Source organism: Massilia sp. X63, from assembly GCF_041023745.1.
Classification (GTDB): Bacteria; Pseudomonadota; Gammaproteobacteria; order Burkholderiales; family Burkholderiaceae_D; genus Telluria.
The window spans coordinates 1-16,011 of the sequence record NZ_JBFTEF010000012.1; the positions used below are offsets into that span (position 1 = coordinate 1).

Below are 16,011 nucleotides of genomic sequence, written 5' to 3' on the forward strand. Positions count from 1 at the left end.
CACTTCCGCCCCGAGTTCATCAACCGGATCGACGAGATCGTGGTATTCCATGCGCTCGACGAGAAGAACATCGGCGCGATCGCCAAGATCCAGCTGCACAACCTGGAGCAACGCCTGGCCAAGATGGACATGACGCTCGATATCGACGACGAAGCGCTGCAGAAGATCGCGGAAGCGGGCTACGACCCGGTGTACGGCGCCCGTCCGCTCAAGCGCGCGATCCAGCAGCAGATCGAGAACCCGCTGTCGAAGGCGATCCTGGCCGGCAAGTTCGGGCCGAAAGACACCATCCCGGTGCGGGTGCGCGGCGGCCAGCTGGTGTTCGGCGAGCAGGTCGAGCTGGCCAAGTAAGGCCGGCCGCAGCCCTCAAGCAAAACGGCGCGTTCCCGCAAGGGCACGCGCCGTTGTCCCATTCATGCGGGAGTCAGGCCTGCTTGCGCTTGCTGCGCGCCATGAAGCCCACCAGCCCCAGGCCGCCGAGCATCATCGCGTAGGTCTGCGGTTCCGGCACCGGCGCGATGGTCTGCGACAGCAGGCTGCCGACCTTGCGATCGCCCTCGCCGAAGAAGTTCACCTTGACGTGCGGCGCATCGAGCGACGGGGCACCGCCGCTGAACGCGAACTGGAACACCATGTTGTCCGCCAGCGCCACCCGGTCGCCCGAGAAGCACAGGCCGGTGCCCACGTGCGCGCCGCCGGAACAGCCGTTCGCGTTCAGTTCGTTCGAGGACAGCGCCCAGTTGGCTGCGCCGGCCGGGCGCCGACACCAGCGTCACGTCGGAGAAGCTGCCCAGGTCCTTGAGCCGGAGGGCGCCGATGCTGCTTGCGTCGAGCCAGTCGCCGCTGCGGCCGGCGGCGTCGATTTCCAGGGTCAGCAGCTTGCCGGACCAGGACGAGGTGCAGGTGACGCCCTGGTCGGTGAGGGAACCGGCCTGGGCCGAGAGGGCGACGCCTGCGGTGAGCGCCAGGGCGGCCGTTGCTTTACAGAGTAAGGTCTTCAATTCAATCTCCTCGATGGCATTGAACGACCGGGCCTTCGCGTCGGCGAACGGCCCGGACTTGCGTGCGGATGGGCACGCAAATCCAGACTATTCCGCCCGTAAAGACCTTTCTGTTAGGCGACTAACCAGCGGCTGAGTTAGTTTTTTGGCATGGAAATGCCTTCGAGGAGGCCTACTTGCGGCGGCGGCGCGCCACGCCCAGCATCACCAGGCCGGCCGTCATCAGGCCCAGGGTGCGCGGCTCCGGCACCTCGGACGCATCCTCGTCGTCTTCGGTGGCGACCGGCAGCTGGCCGTTCGCTGCAGGGGGCTCGCTGGCCGGCGGGTTCAGCACCGGCGCCGCGGGGATCAGCTCCGGTGCGGTGCCGGTGTTGCCGGACGGGCTGCCGGCCGGCGCGCTGGCGCCCTGGGCCGGGAAGTCGAGCGACAGCAGGCTGCCGGTCTTGTTGCCGGCGGCGTCGACGAAGTGCACCTTCAGGTGCGGCGCCGACAGGGCTGGGGTGCCGGTGAAGTCGAAGGTAAACAGCATGTTGTCGCCGAGCGCGATGGCGTCGCCGGCGTAGCACAGGCGGGTCATGCTGGGCGCGGTGCCGGCCTTGGCGCGCGGGGCGGCGCAACCGCGTGCGTTCAGCTCGCTTGGCGCCAGCGACCAGGCCGTACCGGCCGAGGAGCGCATCGTCACGCCAGAAAAGCTGCCGATGGTCTTGAGCGACAGCGCATCGATGGCACTTGCGCCGGCCCAGCCGCCGCTGCGGTTTGCCGCATCGATCTCGAGCGTCAGGCTGTTGCCGAACCAGGTCGAGGTAAACACGACGCCATCTTGTGTGATGACACCGGCAGAAGCATTACTTGCGGCAACAATGAAGAGGCAACTGACAGCATGACGAACGAGGGAGCGCATGGTGATTTCGTTAAATAGTTAATGTTTTGACGAATTTGACGATTGCATCATGTCAGTACATGTTCGCTAAGTCAACTTATTAGCTGACTAATTTGATGATGTGGTGCATCTGAGCAACGCCCAGGTATGCACGCATTTTTTACATCGTGAAATTATGCTTTCGCCTGGCGAAATTTGCAGCAAATCTGCGCCGGGCCGGGATTCCCATTCTGAGAAATTTTATGCCACATCATGGAATTCGTATCGTAAGTTATTCATTTTAAAGGCATAAAAAATCTTTTCATGTCTTATATAAGAGTTGTTGTGCTGCGCACAAACTGATCTATGATTTACCCAACGAATTCGCAGTCTTCCAAATGGCTTTTCAATCAGGAGAAACAGCATGGCTACTCGTGAACAGCAGATCAGTGAACTCCAGCAAGACTGGGAAACCAACCCGCGCTGGAAAGGCGTGACGCGCAACTACACGGCGGCCGACGTCGTGCGCCTGCGCGGCTCGGTCCAGATCGAGCACACGCTGGCCAAGCGCGGCGCCGAGAAGCTGTGGGACCTGGTCAACAACGAGCCCTACGTCAACGCCCTCGGCGCCCTGACCGGCAACCAGGCCATGCAGCAGGTGAAGGCCGGACTGAAAGCCATCTACCTGTCGGGCTGGCAGGTGGCGGGCGACGCCAACGTCGCCGGCGAGATGTATCCGGACCAGTCGCTGTACCCGGCCAACTCGGTGCCGCAGGTGGTGCGCCGCATTAACAATACCTTCCAGCGCGCCGACCAGATCCAGTGGTCCGAAGGCAAGGACGACATCGACTATTTCGCCCCGATCGTGGCCGATGCCGAAGCCGGCTTCGGCGGCGTGCTGAATGCCTTCGAGCTGATGAAGGCGATGATCGATGCCGGCGCCGCCGGCGTGCACTTCGAAGACCAGCTGGCTTCGGTGAAGAAATGCGGCCACATGGGCGGCAAGGTGCTGGTGCCCACCCGCGAAGCCGTCGAGAAGCTCAACGCCGCGCGCCTGGCCGCCGACGTGATGGGCACCCCGACCCTGGTGATCGCCCGCACCGATGCTGAAGCGGCCGACCTGCTCACCTCGGACGTCGACCCCAACGACCAGCCGTTCTGCACCGGCGAGCGCACCGTGGAAGGCTTCTTCCGCGTCAAGCCGGGCGTCGAGCAGGCCATCTCGCGCGGCCTGGCCTACGCCCCCTTCGCCGACCTGGTGTGGTGCGAGACCGGCAAGCCGGATCTGGAGTTCGCCAAGCGCTTTGCCGAAGCGATCCACGCCAAGTTCCCGGGCAAGATGCTGGCCTATAACTGCTCGCCTTCGTTTAACTGGAAGAAGAACCTGGACGACGCCACCATCGCCAAGTTCCAGAAGGAGCTGGGCGCGATGGGCTACAAGTTCCAGTTCATCACCCTGGCCGGCTTCCACGCGCTGAACTACAGCATGTTCAACCTGGCCCACGGCTATGCGCGCCGCGGCATGTCGGCCTTCGTGGAGATGCAGGAAGCGGAATTCGCCGCCGCCGACAAGGGCTTCACCGCGGTGAAGCACCAGCGTGAAGTCGGCACCGGCTACTTCGACGCCGTGACCCAGACCATCCAGCAGAACCAGAGCTCGACCACCGCGCTGCACGGCTCGACCGAGGACGAGCAGTTCTTCGACGAGAAAAAGGTCGCCTGATTTTTCGATTACCTCTCTGTACGACTTGCCGCAGCGCCCGCGAGGGCCTGCGGCTTTTTTCTTGGCGCTGTCATCGTTCACTATGGATGAGCTCAATCGCGATGCGTAGCAATTGCGCGGCAGACGTAATCCGGTTCCCATCGAGCGCCCAGTGCCAGCCCAGGTAGTTGGACAGGTAGCGCGAGGCCACGCCGCGAAAGCGGCTCAGCCATTGGCGAAAGCGGCTGTGGTAGGCGTTCACATTCTGGACGTGGATCGCGCCGGCGGCGCTTCGGCGTACCCGTACCCCGGCGCGCAGGTCGATCGCCTGGTGCGCAATGCCGTGCTGGCGGGCGAAGGCCCGGTAAGCGGCATGCCCGTCGCTGACCAGGAGCACTTGCCGGTCGAGCCTGGGCAGCAGGTGGCGCGCCAGGTGCGCCGCCGTCAGCGCGCCGCGTCCGACCACGGCATCGATGGTCTGCCCGCCGCGGTCGCGCGCCACGAGGATGCAGTCGAGCTCGCGCGAGATCCCGCGCCGGCCGGCGCGTCCGCCGCGCTTGCGCGCCGGGCGGTCCAGCTTTTTCGCGCCTTTTTGCGACTCCAGCAGGAACATCTCGTCCGCCTCGGCAATGCCATTGAGCTGTTGCGGACGGTCATGCTTGGCGCGCTCGAGAAAGCGGTGGCGCCAGCGAAAGGCGGTGTTGCGGTGCACGCCGACCTGGCTGGCTGCTGCCCGCACCGACGTCGAGGCCAGGACTGTGCCCAGGTACGCCAGCCACTTGTCGCGCTGTCGCAGGCGCGCCAGCGGTGTGCCGCTCAGGTCGTTGTAGGTGCGCCTGCATGCGCGGCAGCGGTAGCGTGGCAGGCCATTGGCCTGGCCGTGCCGGTGGTACCGTTCGCAGGCGCAAGCGGGACAGCGCCGCTGCGCCGCGCCAAGCTGGCCGATCAGCGCCACCACCTGCGCCAGGCCGGCTGCCGGATGCAGGGCGGCCAGCGTGTGCAGGCGCTGCGGCAGGTTCAGGGCCGGCAGTCTGGCAAACCACTTCTTGAACTGAGGCGCACGCATACTCGTTTCCCGGTGGTGGAGACCGGTGTTCGACCATGAAACAGCTCAGCAGTTCAAACCTCATCCATAGCGAAGGATGACAGCGCTTTTTTCTTTTCGTTTTCTTTTCAGCCTCCGGCTAACGGCCGCGCCGCGTTGTAGTGGATAATGGCGCCCATTACGCCGTTACAAGCACGGCATTGACACTCTTCTCAGGAATTCCAGCTTATGTTGAGCTACCGCCACGCCTTCCACGCGGGTAACCACGCCGATGTCCTCAAACACTTTGTACAAGTGCAGCTGCACCTGTACATGAACCAGAAGGACGCCGCCTATACCTATATCGATACGCACTCGGGCGCCGGCGTGTATGCGCTCGACAGTTTCCAGGCGACCAAGACCGGGGAATACGATACCGGCATCGGCCCGCTGTGGAACGCAACGAATGTCCCGGCGGCGCTGCAGCCCTACCTGGACCTGGTCAAGCGAATGAACCCGAGCGGCAAGATGCGCTACTACCCGGGCTCGCCCTACGTGGCCGACCAGATGTCGCGCCCCGAGGACCGCCTGCGCCTGTTCGAGCTGCATCCGGCCGACGTCAAGATCCTGCACGAGAATGTCCGCAAGGCCGAGGCGCACAAGGCCGAGCAGGGCGAGCGCGCGCGCGGCAAGCGCGTCATCATCGAGCATGGCGACGGCTTCCAGAGCCTGAAGAAACTGCTGCCGCCGCCGTCGCGCCGCGCGCTGGTGCTGGTCGACCCGCCCTATGAGGTGAAGGACGACTACAAGAAGGTGCGCGACGCCCTGGAAGAAGCGCTGGGCCGCTTCCCGAGCGGCATGTACGCGGTCTGGTACCCGGTGCTGCAACGCATGGAGTCGCGCCAGTTCCCCGACAAGCTCAAGCGGCTGCCGGCCAAGGAATGGCTGAACGTCACGCTCACCGTGTCGACCCCGGGGCCGGACGGCATCGGCCTGCACAGCAGCGGCATGTTCATCCTGAATCCGCCGTACACGCTGGAGCCGATGCTGCGCGAGACCATGCCCTGGCTGGTGCAGGTGCTGGGCAAGGACAGCGGCGCCCGCTTCACCATCGAAACCGGCACCCAGCTCACCGGCGCCGCCTCGGCGCGCCTGGCCGGCGAGGGGCCGCGTACGCCGGTCGGCAACGCGCGCCGCGCCAGCCCGCTGTCGGGCAAGGGCAGCCTGCGCCTGCCGGGCCAGAGCATGGTGCGCGAAGGCGACGAGGAGGCGCGCGGCGCCAAGCCGGCGGCAAGCGCCCCGGCGGCCGGCAAGACCGGTGCGCGCCGCGTCTGGCGTCCCGACGGGAATGCCCAGGGCAAGCCGCAGGGCGAGCCGAAGGCAGGCGCTGCAGGCGACGGGCGCGGTCCGGGCAAGCGTCCGGCCACGGCCGGCCCGCGTCAGGCGGCGCCGCGCACTGCCGGCCCGGGTGCGGGCGGGCCACGTTCGGCCGGGCCGCGCTCGGCCGGGCCGCGCTCGGCCGGGCCGAGGTCCGGCGGCCCACGCTCGAGCTCGGGCGGCAAGGGCGGCGGCAATCGCTGATCCGGCGGTTCGATATAAAAATGCTAATAATGTCGAATTTGTAGTATAGTCTCCGAGGCAGGCGTTCGCGCGCCTGCCCGGCTGGCTTATCCGAGCCGCAACAGTTTCCAGGAGTTTTCTTGATGCATGCCGAAGCAACGGCAGCGGCATCCGTGCCGTCCAACGATTTTTTCCTCGCGCGTCAGCCTATCCTCGGCCGTGACCAGCACCTCGTGGCATTCGAGTTGCTGTTCCGGGCCGCCGGCGAAGACGACGATGCGAAGCTGACCGACAATGCCGCCGCAACCGCCGCGGTGATTTCGCACGCGTCGCAGCTGGGCATGGAACAGGTGGTCGGCGAACAGCTGGCCTTCGTGAATGTCGACGAAGTAGTCCTGATGAGCGACTTCGTACGTTTCCTGCCTCCGCATAAAGTTATCCTCGAAATCCTGGAAACCGTCAAGCCGACCCGGCAGTTGGTGGCGCGGGTCGCCGAGCTGAAAGAGCTCGGCTTCAAGTTCGCGGTCGACGACGTCACCGAGCATTCGCCCGAGCTCGACCGGCTGGTCGGCCTGGTCGACGTCATCAAGGTCGACGTCAAGTTGGCCCCGCGCGACGAGTTGCGGGGCCTGGTGGCCTCGCTGAAGGCCACCGGCAAGAAGTTGCTGGCCGAGAAGGTCGAGACGCTCGACGAGTTCAGGCTGTGCATGGACCTCGGCTTCGAATACTTCCAGGGCTATTACTTCGCCCGTCCGGTGATTTTGTCGGGCAAGAAGATCACCCCCTCCGAGATGGCGATCCTGCGCCTGTTGGAGCTGGTGGGTTCGGATGCCGATGCGCAAATGATCGAAACCGCGGTCAAGCGCGACGCGCTGATCAGCCTGAACCTGCTACGCCTGGTCAATAGCCGCGCGGCGCCGGGGCCGCAGATCGAATCGCTGTCGCAGGCGCTGAGCCAGCTGGGACGGCGCCAGCTGCAGCGCTGGCTGCAGATCCTGCTGTACACGACCGCCGGCGGAGTGGAGCTGGCCTCGCCGCTGCTGCAACTGGCCACCACCCGCGGCAAGCTGCTCGAGCTGATGACCCAGGCCAGCCATCCGGGCGACCCGGCCCGGGCCGACCGCGCGTTCACGGTGGGCATCATGTCCCTGGCCGATGCGCTGTTCTCGATTCCGATGAAAGACATTCTCGACAATGTCGAAGTGGCGGACGACGTGCGCGCCGCGCTGCTCGACCGCGAAGGCGAGTTCGGCACCATGCTGCGGATCGCCGAGCTGCTCGAGGCGGCCGAGGGCGGCTGCAAGCTGTACAACGCGCTGCGCAAGCTGGGCCTGAGCGTGGCGCAGATCCGCGAGATCGAGCTGCAGGCCTTCGACTGGGTGCGCGAGCTGACCCACGAAGTGCACTGATGTACCGATGTGGCCGGCTTGCCGGCCACACCAGGGGCTTACTGCGCCAGGAACAGGAACACGGTCGGCTTTTTGTGAAAATCCGGCGCCTTGCCGGCCGCCAGCGCCGCCTTCCATTTTGCCGCCGTCATCGTCCTGACCGACTCGCTGGCCAGCGACAGGTCGGTGGCCACGCACACCAGGGTTCCCGGCTGGCAGGCGGCGACCAGCGCTTCCAGCATCTGGCCGTTGCGGTAGGGCGTTTCGATCAGCAACTGGGTCTGCTTCTCGCTGCGCGAACGCCCCTCCAGTTGCTGGATGCGCTTGCTGCGCTGGACCGCGTCGGTCGGCAGGTAGCCGTTGAAGGCGAAACTCTGGCCGTTCAGGCCGCTCGCCATCACCGCCAGCAGCAGCGAGGACGGTCCCACCAGCGGACGCACGGCAATCCCGTGCTGGTGGGCCAGGCGCACCAGGTCGGCGCCCGGATCGGCCACCGCCGGCACCCCGGCTTCCGACACCAGTCCGGCATCGCGTCCGGCCAGCAGCGGCGCCAGCAGTTGCGCGAGGGCGGCCGGCGGCGTGTTCACGTTCAGCTCGGCGATCTCGATTTCCTGCAGCGGCCTGGCCAGCGGGTGGTCGATGGCGACCAGTTTCAAAAAGGCGCGCGCGGTCTTGGCGTTCTCGGCGACGAAATAGTCGAGCTTCGCGGTCAGCGCCTGCACCTGCGTCGGCAGCAGGGCGGACAGGGCGCCGGGAGCGGCGTCGACGGGACCAAGGGTGTTCGGGATCAGGTAAAGGGTGCCAGGCATCGTGTTGTTGAATATAAGGTGTTACAGGCCGAAGAAGGGCAGGCCGGCGCGGCGCAGCATGCCAGTCAGGGCGATCAGGGGCAGGCCGGTGAGGGCGGTCGGGTCGCTCGATTCGATCCGCTCGAGCAGGGCGATGCCCAGGCCTTCGTTCTTGGCGCTGCCGGCGCAGTCGTAGGGCTGCTCGATGCGCAGGTAGGCATCCAGTTCGGCGTCCGGCAGGTCGCGGAAGTCGACGAAGACCTGCACGTTTTCCACTTGCGCCGCCAGCGCGGCATCGGCCACCCGGCCGTCCCACAGGCACAGGGCCGTATGGAAGACGACGCGGCGCCCGCGCATCAGCTGCAGCTGGGCCAGCGCACGCGCATGGTCGCCCGGCTTGCCGATCTGCATGCCGTCGAGGGTCGCGACCTGGTCCGAGCCGATCACCAGCGCACCCGGCGCCTGGGCGCCCACCGCGGCCGCCTTCTCGCGCGCTAGGCGCAGGGCGGTGTCCTGCGGCGCTTCGCCCGGCTGCGGGGTCTCGTCGATGCTGGGGGCGATCGCTTCGAAGGGGAGTTGCAGGCGCGACAGCAGCTCGCGCCGGTAAGCGGAACTGGATGCGAGAATGAGGCGCGGAAGCGCAGAACTTGGTATCATTACGGTCTGGCGAATAAGTAAAACTATAAGCAAAGCTAATAGATCATATATCTCCGACAAGAGAACGTGATAAATCCGCCCGATACATGCGGCGCATGGAACACGTACAACGCAGGCCGGTCAAAATCGACGTAAGTCTTTGACTCTGCGGGGAGAAGCCTGCTATTATCGCAGGTTTTCCGGGGAAGTTTTCCAAATGAGCGCTTTTGTCATTGACGCCTTCGAGTTTTGCCGGAATAGCGGACACCGCGAGGGCGTGACCCCTGTGGCCGAGATGCCCCGTCTGGCAGCCGATTGCGCCGACAATTCGGGCGAGATCCGTTGGTCGATCGACGGCAGCCTGACCAAGCAGGGCTACCCGGCGATGACCCTGACGGTCGCCGGTCCCGTGAAGCTGGCCTGCCAGCGTTGCCTGGCGCCGTTCGAATACGAGATCGATTCGTCCACCATGCTGGTGCTCGGCAAGGACGACGAGGACGCCGACGGCATCGAGGAAGTCCTCGACGACGAGAGCATCGATGTGATCGTCGGCAGCCGCGAGTGCGATATCCGCCAGCTGCTGGAAGACGAAGCCTTGCTGGCACTGCCGCAGGCACCGAAACACGAGGTATGTCCGGACACCCAGCTCCTGGACGCCCTCAAGACCGAGAAGGTCTCGCCGTTCGCGGCCCTGAAAAATCTCAAGTCCGAATAAGCATTGAAGAATTAGTAGTACCGCAGTACCGAGCAGTACGACTGAAAGAACGTGTCAAACGCGTGCAGTAGTCGAGTATGGCAGTAGGCAGTTGATGTAGCAGCGTTAAAACATGTCGGCGATGGATGAATAAGAAATTGCCGCTGGGATACTCGATCTGCAAGTATTTGCAAATCGAATGTGTTAGAATTTTAGAACTTATGTATTAGGAGTCATCATGGCAGTTCAGCAGAATAAGAAGTCCCCGTCGAAGCGCGGCATGCACCGTTCGCACGATTTCCTGACCGCACCGAACCTGGCAGTCGAGCCGACCACCGGCGAAACCCACCTGCGTCACCACATCAGCCCGAACGGTTTCTACCGTGGTCGTAAAGTCCTGAAGACCAAGAACGACGAGTAATCGACGTCTTGTACTTTAGTACCATGAAAGCGGTGCGACGTATGTTATCTGCGTGGCGCCGCTTTTTCTTTATCCTCGGCTGCAACAACCTTGCACTCCGTCATTTTGAATTGCGCGGACAGCGGCTGGCCACGAGCCACGCCCGATCCCGTCTTGCCGCCCGCACTGCCGCTCGTCTTGCCTGAGCCGGCATCCCCAGACAAATGACAATCACAATTTCCATTGACTGCATGGGCGGCGACCACGGCCCCTCAGTTACCATTCCGGCAGCCATTTCGTTTCTAAAAAAACAAGCTGACGTAGACCTCATCCTGGTGGGCCTTGAAGACGTCCTGCGTGCCGAGCTGAAAAAGCACCACGCCGAAGCGAATCCGCGCATCACGCTCAAGAACGCCACCGAAGTCGTCACCATGGACGACCCGCTCGAAATCGCCCTGCGCAAGAAGAAGGACTCGTCCATGCGCGTGGCGGTCGAGCTGGTCAAGGACGGCACGGCCAACGCCAGCGTCTCGGCCGGCAATACCGGCGCCCTGATGGCCATTTCGCGCTACGTACTCAAGACCATGGCCGGCGTCGACCGTCCCGCGATCTGCTCGATCATGCCGAACCAGAAGGGCGGACCGACCTACATGCTCGACCTCGGCGCCAACGTCGACTGCGAGCCGCATCACCTGCACCAGTTCGCCATCATGGGCTCGGTGCTGTGCTCGGCCATGGAAAAGGTGCCGCGCCCGACCATCGGCCTGCTGAACGTCGGCACCGAGGACATCAAGGGCAATGAAGTGGTCAAGGCCACCGGCCAGTTGCTCAAGGCCGACCACGAGCGCGGCAAGCTGAATTTCTTCGGCAACGTCGAAGGCAACGACATCTTCAAGGGCACGGTGGACGTGGTCGTGTGCGACGGTTTCGTCGGCAACGTCACGCTCAAGGCCGTCGAAGGCCTGTCGCGCTTCGTCAAGTCGGTGTTCAAGGAAAGTTTCCTGTCGATGGCCGGCGCGCTGCTGGCCCGCAAGTCGCTCAAGAAGCTGAATCCGGAGCGCTACAACGGCGCCAGCCTGCTCGGCCTGAAAGGCCTGGTCTTCAAGAGCCACGGCGGCGCCAATGCCTTCGCCTTCGAATGGGCGCTCAAGCGCGCCTACGACGCCGCCAAATACGATGTACAAGAGCAGCTGTCGGCCCTGATCGCCGAACTGATGCCGCCCCCGCCCGACGCCCAGCGCCAGGCTTGAACCGAACCAGCAGGATGGTGAAGAGATGACTGTTTACAGCAAGATCACCGGTACCGGCAGCTACCTGCCGGCCAAGCGCGTCACCAACGAAGCGCTCGCGGCCCAGTTGGCCGAGCGCGGCATCGAGACGTCCGACGAATGGATCGTCACCCGCAGCGGCATTTCGAGCCGCCATTATGCGGCGGCCGACGAGAATGCCTCCGACCTGGCCGTTAACGCGGCGCGCAAGGCCCTGGAAGCGGCCGGCCGGCTGCCTGCCGACATCGACCTGGTGATCGTCGCCAGCTCGACCCCGGACTTCCACGGCAGCTTCCCGAGCACCGCCTGCATCGTGCAGCAGAAGCTCGGCATGAACAACGGCAGCGCCGCCTTCGACGTGCAGGCGGTGTGCAGCGGCTTCGTGTACGCGGTCTCGACCGCCGACGCCTTCATCCGCGCCGGCGTCTACAAGCGCGTGCTGGTAATCGGCGCGGAAGTGTTCTCGCGCATCCTCGATTTCACCGACCGCACCACCTGCGTGCTGTTCGGCGACGGCGCCGGCGCCGTGGTGCTGGAAGCGTCGGAAGAGCCGGGCATCCTGGCCACCAAGCTGCACGCCGACGGCAGCCAGTCGCACATCCTGTCGATCCCGGGCAACCTGGCCGGCGGCGCGGTGGCCGGCAGCGGCTTCCTGTACATGGATGGCCCGGCGGTCTTCAAGCTGGCCGTCACCGTGCTGGAAGAAGTCGCCAAGGAAGCGCTCGAGCACGCCAGGATGCAGCCATCCGACATCGACTGGCTGATCCCGCACCAGGCCAACCTGCGCATCATGAAGGGCACCGCCAAGAAGCTCGACCTGCCGCTGGAAAAGATGGTCGTCACCGTCGACCAGCACGGCAACACCTCGGCCGCCTCGATCCCGCTGGCGCTCGATTGCGCGGTGCGCGACGGCCGCATCAAGCCGGGCCAGAACGTGCTGATGGAAGGCGTCGGCGGCGGCTTCACCTGGGGCGCGGTGCTCGCCCGCATGTAATAGCACAGGCATCGCATTTGTAGGGTGGGCGGCTATGCCGCCCACGCGGTGATAGGTAACAGCAAGATCATCGCGCCCGACATTTCAGCTCGTAACAATCACCGCGTGGGCGGAAGATCCGCCCACCCTACGGAGAACAATAAAATGACGAAATTCGCATTCCTGTTTACGGGCCAGGGCGCCCAGGCCGTCGGCATGCTGAACGGTTTCGCCGGCAACCCGGTGGTCGAGCAGACCGTCGCCGAGGCATCCGAGGCCCTCGGCTTCGACATCGGCAAGCTGATCGCCGAAGGCCCGAAGGAAGACCTCGACCTCACCACCAACACCCAGCCCGTGATGCTGACCGCCGCGGTCGCCGTGTACCGCGCCTGGATCGCCGCCGGCGGCCCGGTGCCGAGCGTGGTGGCCGGCCACAGCCTGGGCGAGTATTCGGCCCTGGTCGCCGCGGGCGTGATCCCGTTCAAGGACGCGGTGCCGCTGGTGCGCTTCCGCGCCCAATCGATGCAGGAAGCGGTGCCGGTGGGGCAGGGCGGCATGGCCGTCGTGCTGGGCCTGCAGGCCGACGAGGTGCGCGCAGTCTGCCTCGAGGCTGCCCAGGGCGAGGTGGTGGAAGCGGTCAACTTCAACGAGCCGACCCAGATCGTGATCGCCGGCCACGCCGCCGCGATCGACCGCGCCTGCGAGATCGCCAAGGCCAAGGGCGCCAAGCGCGCCATGAAGCTGGCGGTGTCGGCGCCGTTCCACTCGTCGCTGCTCAAGCCGGCCGCGGACCGCCTGCGCGACTACATGGAAAACATCGTTTTCTCGGCGCCCCTGATCGACTTGATCAACAACGTGGACGTGGCTATCCTGCACGATCCGGCTGCGATCAAGGACGCGCTGGCACGCCAGGCCGCCGGCCCGGTGCGCTGGGTCGAGACCATGCAGAAGATGGCTGCCGACGGCATCACCCAGGTGATCGAATGCGCGCCGAGCAAGACCCTGATCGGCATGGCCAAGCGCATCGATCCGGTGCTGGTGGGCGAAGCCCTGGTCGACCAGGCCGCGCTGGAGCGCGTGCTGGCCTCGATGCAGTCGGCCTGAAGCAGTCGGCCGAATACGAACAGAAACGAAAAAGGAATAGCATGAATCTGGAGAACCAAGTCGCTCTCGTCACCGGCGCATCGCGCGGTATCGGCAAGGCCATCGCGCTGGAACTGGCGCGCCAGGGCGCGAAAGTGGTCGGCACCGCCACCAGCGGCGCCGGCGCGGAGGCGATCGGCGCCTACCTGGCCGAATTCGGCGGCAAGGGCGTGGTCCTGAACGTCACCGATGCGGCCAACTGCGCCGCCGTGGTCGACGACGTGCAGAAGAGCTTCGGCAGCCTGTCGATCCTGGTCAACAATGCCGGCATCACCCAGGACAACCTGGCCATGCGCATGAAGGACGAGGAGTGGGACAGCGTGATTTCCACCAACCTGACCGCCGTCGGCCGCCTGTCGCGCCTGGTACTGCGCGGCATGATGAAAGCCAAGCACGGCCGCATCATCAACATCACCTCGGTGGTGGGCGCCTCGGGCAACCCGGGCCAGATGAACTACGCCGCCGCCAAGGCCGGCGTGGCCGGCATGACCCGCGCGCTGGCGCGCGAGATCGGCAGCCGCAACATCACCGTCAACTGCGTGGCGCCGGGCTTCATCGACACCGACATGACCAAGGCGCTGGGCGACGATCAGCACGCCGCGCTGCTGGGCCAGATCCCGCTGGGCCGCCTGGGCCAGCCGGAAGACATCGCCCACGCCGTCGCCTTCCTGGCGGGCCCGACGGCGGCCTATATCACGGGCACCGAGCTGCACGTGAATGGCGGCATGTACATGAATTGAAGAGTATAAAGGAGGCGAACTGCCCGGCTTGCGCAATGCTTGCGATAAGAAATCCGGAGCATTCGCCTCTTTTAGCAGTAATTTCGGTGGAAATAGCAGGAGCTGCCGAAAGTAGTTTTTCACCGCGCAAACCTGATAAAATGCGCGCACTTTCCGCAACACATACCTTAATGGAGCCATAACATGTCGGATATCGAACAACGCGTTAAAAAAATCGTCGCTGAGCAACTGGGCGTTGCAGAAGCAGACATCAAGATCGAATCCTCGTTCGTTGACGACCTCGGCGCTGACTCGCTGGACACCGTGGAACTGGTGATGGCACTGGAAGACGAGTTCGAAATGGAAATCCCTGACGAGCAGGCTGAGAAGATCACCACCGTCAAGCAAGCCATCGACTACGCCACCGCGCACGTCAAGGCCTAAGCTGTCGCTGTCGCTTTAAAAGTTTCTGGGAGAATCGCTTGAGCCGTTCACGCAACCGCCGTGTCGTCGTTACCGGCCTGGGCTGCATTTCACCAATCGGCAACACCATTGCCGAGGCGTGGGACGCGGCGCTGGCCGGTAAGTCGGGCATTGCCAACATCACCAAGTTCGACGCGACGCCGTTCACGACGCATTTCGCCGGAGAAGTGAAGAACTTCAAGGTGGAAGACTACCTGCCGGGCAAGGAAGGCCGTAACATGGATAGCTTTATCCATTACGGCATGGCCGCCGGCATCCAGGCCCTGCAGGATTCGGGCATTGTCGTGACCGAGGAAAACGCGGACCGCATCGGTGTGACCATCGGTTCGGGCATCGGCGGCCTGCCGATGATCGAAGCCACCAAGGAAGAGTACATGAATCGCGGCCCGCGCCGCATCTCGCCCTTCTTCGTGCCGGCTTCGATCATCAACATGATCTCGGGCGATCTCTCGATCAAATTCGGCCTGCGCGGCCCGAACCTGGCGATCGTCACCGCCTGCACCACCGGCCTGCACTGCATCGGCGCCGCCGCTCGCCTGATCGAGTACGGCGATGCCGACGTGATGGTCGCCGGCGGCGCGGAATCGACCGTGTCGCCGCTGGGCCTGGGCGGTTTCGCCTCGGCACGCGCGCTGTCCACCCGCAACGACGATCCGGCCACCGCCTCGCGTCCGTGGGACAAGGACCGCGACGGCTTCGTGCTGGGCGAGGGCGCCGGCGTGATGGTGCTCGAAGAGTACGAACACGCGGTCGCACGCGGCGCCAGGATCTACGCCGAAGTCATCGGCTTCGGCATGAGCGCGGACGCCAACCACATCACCTCGCCGGTCGAGGATGGTAGCGGCGCGGCGCGCTGCATGGTGGCGGCGCTGAAGAATGCGGGCCTGAACGCCGGCGAAGTCCAGTACGTGAATGCGCACGGCACCTCGACGCCGCTGGGCGACGTGGCGGAAGTGCGCGGCATCAAGCGCGTCTTCGGCGACCACGCCAAGTCCGGCCTGGTCGTGAACTCGACCAAGTCGATGACCGGTCACCTGCTGGGTGGCGCGGGCGGCCTGGAATCGGTGTTCACCGTGCTGGCGATCCACAACCAGGTGTCGCCGCCGACCATCAACATCTTCAACCAGGATCCGGAATGCGACCTGGACTTCGTGGCCAACACGGCACGGGACATGAAGATCGATTACGCGGTCAAGAACTCCTTCGGCTTCGGCGGTACCAACGGTACCCTCGTCTTCGCAAAAGTCTGACGCAGATCCCTGCTGCGGACCTGAACCAGACCACGCCCATTCCGGTCTAACCGGAATGGGCGCCTGACAGCCTGGGCCGTTCGGTCCAGCGCAACAGCAATACCCCCCGTATCTCCTTCCGCG

17 protein-coding genes and 1 pseudogene are annotated in these 16,011 nt (G+C 64.6%); 13 read left to right on the forward strand and 5 right to left on the reverse strand.

Features of this window, described 5'->3' with window-relative positions; all coding sequences use genetic code 11:
- Positions 1-351: pseudogene (locus AB3347_RS20070) on the forward strand (type VI secretion system ATPase TssH); the annotation flags it as partial.
- Positions 352-424: 73 nt separating this feature from the next.
- On the opposite strand, the gene AB3347_RS20075 reads toward AB3347_RS20070, so the two are convergent.
- A complete protein-coding gene (locus tag AB3347_RS20075; protein WP_369093490.1) occupies positions 425-685 on the reverse strand; it encodes a PEPxxWA-CTERM sorting domain-containing protein in 261 nt (86 codons plus the stop codon).
- A gap of 131 nt (positions 686-816) precedes the next feature.
- Between AB3347_RS20075 and AB3347_RS20080 the strand changes: the two genes are divergently transcribed.
- On the forward strand, positions 817-1,137 hold the full coding sequence (locus tag AB3347_RS20080; RefSeq protein ID WP_369093491.1) for a hypothetical protein: 321 nt from the start codon (positions 817-819) through the stop codon (positions 1,135-1,137).
- Between the two features lie 36 nt (positions 1,138-1,173).
- Here the strand turns inward: AB3347_RS20080 and AB3347_RS20085 are convergent, their stop codons facing one another.
- On the reverse strand, positions 1,174-1,812 hold the full coding sequence (locus AB3347_RS20085; RefSeq protein WP_369093492.1) for a PEP-CTERM sorting domain-containing protein: 639 nt from the start codon (positions 1,810-1,812) through the stop codon (positions 1,174-1,176).
- Between the two features lie 472 nt (positions 1,813-2,284).
- Between AB3347_RS20085 and aceA the strand changes: the two genes are divergently transcribed.
- Complete coding sequence (gene aceA, locus AB3347_RS20090; protein ID WP_369093493.1) at positions 2,285-3,583, forward strand: isocitrate lyase; 1,299 nt, start codon at positions 2,285-2,287, stop codon at positions 3,581-3,583.
- 70 nt (positions 3,584-3,653) lie between these two features.
- Here the strand turns inward: aceA and AB3347_RS20095 are convergent, their stop codons facing one another.
- Complete coding sequence (locus tag AB3347_RS20095) at positions 3,654-4,628, reverse strand: IS1595 family transposase (RefSeq protein WP_369093494.1); 975 nt, start codon at positions 4,626-4,628, stop codon at positions 3,654-3,656.
- A 291-nt stretch (positions 4,629-4,919) separates the two neighbouring features.
- Here AB3347_RS20095 and rlmJ point away from each other — a divergent pair, with 291 nt between their 5' ends.
- Both rlmJ and AB3347_RS20105 read left to right on the forward strand, forming a co-directional pair.
- Positions 4,920-6,167 (forward strand): 23S rRNA (adenine(2030)-N(6))-methyltransferase RlmJ, encoded by a 1,248-nt coding sequence (gene rlmJ, locus AB3347_RS20100; RefSeq protein ID WP_369093495.1) that lies wholly within the window; start codon positions 4,920-4,922, stop codon positions 6,165-6,167.
- 122 nt (positions 6,168-6,289) lie between these two features.
- A complete protein-coding gene (locus AB3347_RS20105) occupies positions 6,290-7,555 on the forward strand; it encodes an EAL and HDOD domain-containing protein (protein WP_369093496.1) in 1,266 nt (421 codons plus the stop codon).
- A gap of 38 nt (positions 7,556-7,593) precedes the next feature.
- Here AB3347_RS20105 and AB3347_RS20110 read toward each other — a convergent pair whose 3' ends face one another.
- Both AB3347_RS20110 and AB3347_RS20115 read right to left on the reverse strand, forming a co-directional pair.
- On the reverse strand, positions 7,594-8,343 hold the full coding sequence (locus AB3347_RS20110) for an SAM-dependent methyltransferase (protein ID WP_369093497.1): 750 nt from the start codon (positions 8,341-8,343) through the stop codon (positions 7,594-7,596).
- A 21-nt stretch (positions 8,344-8,364) separates the two neighbouring features.
- A complete protein-coding gene (locus AB3347_RS20115) occupies positions 8,365-8,979 on the reverse strand; it encodes a Maf-like protein (RefSeq protein ID WP_369093498.1) in 615 nt (204 codons plus the stop codon).
- A 196-nt stretch (positions 8,980-9,175) separates the two neighbouring features.
- Here AB3347_RS20115 and AB3347_RS20120 point away from each other — a divergent pair, with 196 nt between their 5' ends.
- The 8 genes from AB3347_RS20120 to fabF all read left to right on the forward strand — a co-directional run bounded on the left by AB3347_RS20120 (position 9,176) and on the right by fabF (position 15,888).
- Entirely contained in the window at positions 9,176-9,673 is a 498-nt protein-coding gene (locus tag AB3347_RS20120; RefSeq protein WP_369093499.1) for a DUF177 domain-containing protein, read from the forward strand.
- Positions 9,674-9,890: 217 nt separating this feature from the next.
- Positions 9,891-10,073, forward strand: coding sequence for a 50S ribosomal protein L32 (rpmF, locus tag AB3347_RS20125; RefSeq protein WP_005666806.1), 183 nt, complete (start codon positions 9,891-9,893; stop codon positions 10,071-10,073).
- 203 nt (positions 10,074-10,276) lie between these two features.
- A complete protein-coding gene (gene plsX / locus AB3347_RS20130; protein ID WP_369093500.1) occupies positions 10,277-11,302 on the forward strand; it encodes a phosphate acyltransferase PlsX in 1,026 nt (341 codons plus the stop codon).
- A 25-nt stretch (positions 11,303-11,327) separates the two neighbouring features.
- Positions 11,328-12,314: a beta-ketoacyl-ACP synthase III gene (locus tag AB3347_RS20135; protein WP_369093501.1), complete on the forward strand. Its 987-nt coding sequence runs from the start codon at positions 11,328-11,330 to the stop codon at positions 12,312-12,314.
- 144 nt (positions 12,315-12,458) lie between these two features.
- A complete protein-coding gene (gene fabD / locus AB3347_RS20140; protein WP_369093502.1) occupies positions 12,459-13,397 on the forward strand; it encodes an ACP S-malonyltransferase in 939 nt (312 codons plus the stop codon).
- A gap of 41 nt (positions 13,398-13,438) precedes the next feature.
- On the forward strand, positions 13,439-14,176 hold the full coding sequence (fabG, locus tag AB3347_RS20145) for a 3-oxoacyl-ACP reductase FabG (protein ID WP_369093503.1): 738 nt from the start codon (positions 13,439-13,441) through the stop codon (positions 14,174-14,176).
- A gap of 183 nt (positions 14,177-14,359) precedes the next feature.
- The gene (acpP, locus tag AB3347_RS20150; RefSeq protein WP_020653257.1) at positions 14,360-14,599 is read left to right on the forward strand and encodes an acyl carrier protein; all 240 of its coding nucleotides are present in this window, start codon (positions 14,360-14,362) and stop codon (positions 14,597-14,599) included.
- A gap of 38 nt (positions 14,600-14,637) precedes the next feature.
- Positions 14,638-15,888: a beta-ketoacyl-ACP synthase II gene (gene fabF, locus AB3347_RS20155; protein WP_369093504.1), complete on the forward strand. Its 1,251-nt coding sequence runs from the start codon at positions 14,638-14,640 to the stop codon at positions 15,886-15,888.
- Positions 15,889-16,011: the final 123 nt, after the last annotated feature.